The following is a 3,066-nucleotide window of genomic DNA, read 5'->3' as shown; positions in this document are numbered from 1 at the left end:
CGCCGGAGCCGAGCCGCTCCGTGCAGAGGTGCGGCATTTTTGGACGGAGCGCTTCGGCTTGCGGCTTCTGGAGGGCTACGGAGTGACCGAAGCGGCTCCCATGGTCGCGGGCAACACTCCCGCCTTGCTGAAGGTCGGGACCGTCGGCCGACTCCTTCCCGGAATCGAGGCCCGCTTGGTATCCATCGAAGGGATCGCGGAAGGCAAGGAGCTCTGGATCCGCGGACCCAACTTGATGTTCGGCTACCTTTCGGAGGGGGGAGCGGAAGTCGGCTTGCGGGATGGCTGGTATCCGACGGGCGATCTCGTCGAACGAGACGAAGAAGGCTTCTACCGGATCCTCGGCCGTGTGCGCCGTTTTGCGAAGATCGCGGGGGAAATGGTCTCTCTCGACGTATCGGAGAGGCTTGCCGAGTGCGCCCGCCCGCAAGCAAGCCACGCGGCCGTTGCCGTTGCTTCTCCCCAGCGGGGAGAGGAGATTGTCCTCGTTACGACCGACCCCCTGCTGACGCTCGCCGAATTGCGACAAGCTGCGGAGCGACTAGGGGCTTCCCGTCTCGCTGTCCCCTCGCGCATTCTTCGAAGAACTACGCTTCCTCGTCTCCCGAATCAAAAAGTCGACTACTGCGCCTTAGCCTCCGAATGAAAAAAAACGGACGCCATTTCCCCCGAATTCCTCAGCTCTCGCCGCGAAGCGCATGAGCCACCAGCGCCTCGATCTTCGGGTACTCCTTCGGCTCTAGATTATTCCATCGAGCGAGCTCGACGCCCCGACGATCGTAGATCGTTGCTTTGAGCCTTCCCCGATCCCCCCGCCAGCCAAGACTCCGAACGGTCCTTCCGTTAAAATCGGGAACCGCGCAAACGAACGGACGCCATCCCGTACGCTTCCCGTCCTTCGCCCGCAACATCTGAAGCCGCGCCGCCTCTCGACAGAGGTCCTCCTGCATCCGGTGCGACACGTAGCCCGGCATCCAAGCGGCCACGGAATCGTGCAGATCCACCAGCACGATCAACCGAAAGGTTGGAATCGTTTGAAAGCGATCCAAGGCTCCGGCGGCTCTTCGAGTCGCCTGCTGGGTCCTCTCGGTCGAGCTGAGTACGACGGTCACGTAGCCGGGGGCGTTGAGGACCACCTCCCGGCCAAAAGCGTCCCTGGCCGAGATCGACGAGCTCCCTCCCGGAAGGGCGGCACCGACTCCCATTGGAAGAAAGATCGAAAACCAGCCGAGCAAGAGGGCTCCCCTTCTTCCAAGGCGAAACCTACGGAGCGTTTGGCGATCGGAACGGCTTTCCTTTGGCCAAAGGGCCGGACAAAGGCCGCGCATCGGGCTACCCATAGCGCAGTCGTCCGATGCGCGCAAGCGCGGAAAAGAAAAGGGCGGCAACCCTCTTCGGGAAGCCGCCCCTTTTCGTCCTCACGATTTCTTGCCCTCTAGGCAAGAGAATCGAGAGCAACTGAATTCACAAGCCGCTTAGAAGGCGTATCCGACAGACATCACCGCGGCCGGCACGTAGAGATAACCGCTTCCGCTCGTCGTGTTGATGGTCGTACCAGCGATACGGTCGAACCCGTTCACGTCGTTGACGAAGAGAAACAGACCCTGCATCGCAACGAACCAGTGGCTATTCGGGATGAAGTAACGCAGACCCACGGCGGGCGAGAACCAGTAGCCCCACACGTTTCCCATGTTCACGCCGTTGATCGCGCCATTCCCGATCACGCCGCCGCCATAGAAACCGACATAAGGCTCAAAGCTCTTGGCGATGCGATAGCCGATCGTTCCACCAAGCCCAAGGAGCCCGAGGTTCAGTGCGCTGCCCGAGATCCCCGCCGGTGTCGCCAGGTTCATGTTTGCACCCAGGTAGGCACCGATTGCATCGGCGCTGAAGCTCAGGTTGCCCCATTTATCCGGATCATGCCAGTAGTAGCCCCCTTGCAAGCCACCGATAAACGATTGATTTCCGTTGATTCCGAGTGGGCTCGCCAAACCGGTCGCGTTATTGACCATCTGCCCGGAGTCGGACTGGGGCCAGGCAATTCCCATGAATCCGGCCATATACCAGGCACCGGACTTGTGCTCTTCCTTCGGAGCTTCCTTCATCTGCTCCTTGGCCGCCTCGTAGGCCTCCTTGTGACCTTGCGGGACGGTCACCCCATCTTCCTCGTTCTCCTGCCCGGCGGTCGTTCCCGCTCGCAGCGGAAGCACGCCCACCGTCAGCAAGCAACTCACCCCGGCGAGCAGGGCCGTCGCTTTCCATGTTCGTCGCTTCATTGATTTCCTCCTACTTTTTTCTCCCTTGAGCTTGAGGTTGGCTCCAGAACGCCTGTCGCACACGGCTTACGGCCTTCCGATCCAAACGCCAATGCCACAATTGGCAGTCAGTTTGCTTTTCCGCTCCTCCCCTGTCAATGACAAATTTTTCGTTCAGTTGCGTTCCGGTTCGAGTGCTAGAGATTGCCTCCGATGGGGGACGTTGGCAAGAGGCGAAATTCACGACGCCTTTGGGTTCCCCGAGATGACCTCCCACGATAAAGCTGCGCCGATGTCCGGGGCCGCGGCTTCGGGAACGAGGACCTCTGCGACAGGAACGCCATCCCTCGGGAGTGCACCGCCTTTCCAAGCGGCTCTCGCTTCTTTCCCGGCTAGAATTGCGTACCCGACGGCCATCACCGCTGTCGGCACGGAGACGGAGCCGTTATTACCGGCCGTCCCATTCGCGGTAAGACCGGAAATCCTGTTGAAGCCGTTGAGATCTTGCGCAAAGACGAACAGCCCGTCCAGCACCAGGAACCAGTGAGTATTCGGAATGAAGTAGCGGATCCCCGCGCTGGAGCAAACCAGTCCCCCCAGACCGTTCCGAAGTTCATCCCATTCCTGCTCACATTGGCGACGGCGCCACCTCCGAGGAGGCCTACGAAGGGCTCCCAGGATTTACCAACCCGGTAGCCGAGCGTTCCGCCTGCTCCCAGGAAGCCCGCATTGATGCCCGCTCCTTGAATGGCTGCGGCGCTCACCGTGTTGATGCTCGATCCGAGGTAAACGGCAACCGCCTCGGCGGTGA

3 protein-coding genes and 1 pseudogene are annotated in these 3,066 nt (G+C 60.8%); 1 reads left to right on the top strand and 3 read right to left on the bottom strand.

The window, feature by feature from the left end; genetic code table 11:
- Positions 1-646, top strand: a 646-nt coding sequence (locus FN369_RS08935) for an AMP-binding protein (protein WP_142525810.1), incomplete at its 5' end; no start/stop codon positions are given.
- Positions 647-677: 31 nt separating this feature from the next.
- Here FN369_RS08935 and FN369_RS08930 read toward each other — a convergent pair.
- The 3 genes and pseudogenes from FN369_RS08930 to FN369_RS11335 form a co-directional block, all read right to left on the bottom strand.
- Entirely contained in the window at positions 678-1,235 is a 558-nt protein-coding gene (locus FN369_RS08930; protein ID WP_142525809.1) for a hypothetical protein, read from the bottom strand.
- 240 nt (positions 1,236-1,475) lie between these two features.
- Entirely contained in the window at positions 1,476-2,276 is an 801-nt protein-coding gene (locus FN369_RS08925; protein WP_142525808.1) for a hypothetical protein, read from the bottom strand.
- A gap of 395 nt (positions 2,277-2,671) precedes the next feature.
- Positions 2,672-3,066 (bottom strand): annotated as a pseudogene (locus FN369_RS11335) (hypothetical protein); the annotation flags it as partial.

The organism is Methylacidimicrobium cyclopophantes, from assembly GCF_902143385.2.
Classification (GTDB): domain Bacteria; phylum Verrucomicrobiota; class Verrucomicrobiia; order Methylacidiphilales; family Methylacidiphilaceae; genus Methylacidimicrobium; species Methylacidimicrobium cyclopophantes.
This window is presented reverse-complemented; position numbering and strand designations above follow the sequence as displayed.

Excerpts from the sequence above, each read along its gene's own strand:
- FN369_RS08925 (WP_142525808.1), bottom strand. The coding sequence starts at position 2,276 with ATGAAGCGACGAACATGGAAAGCGACGGCCCTGCTCGCCGGGGTGAGT.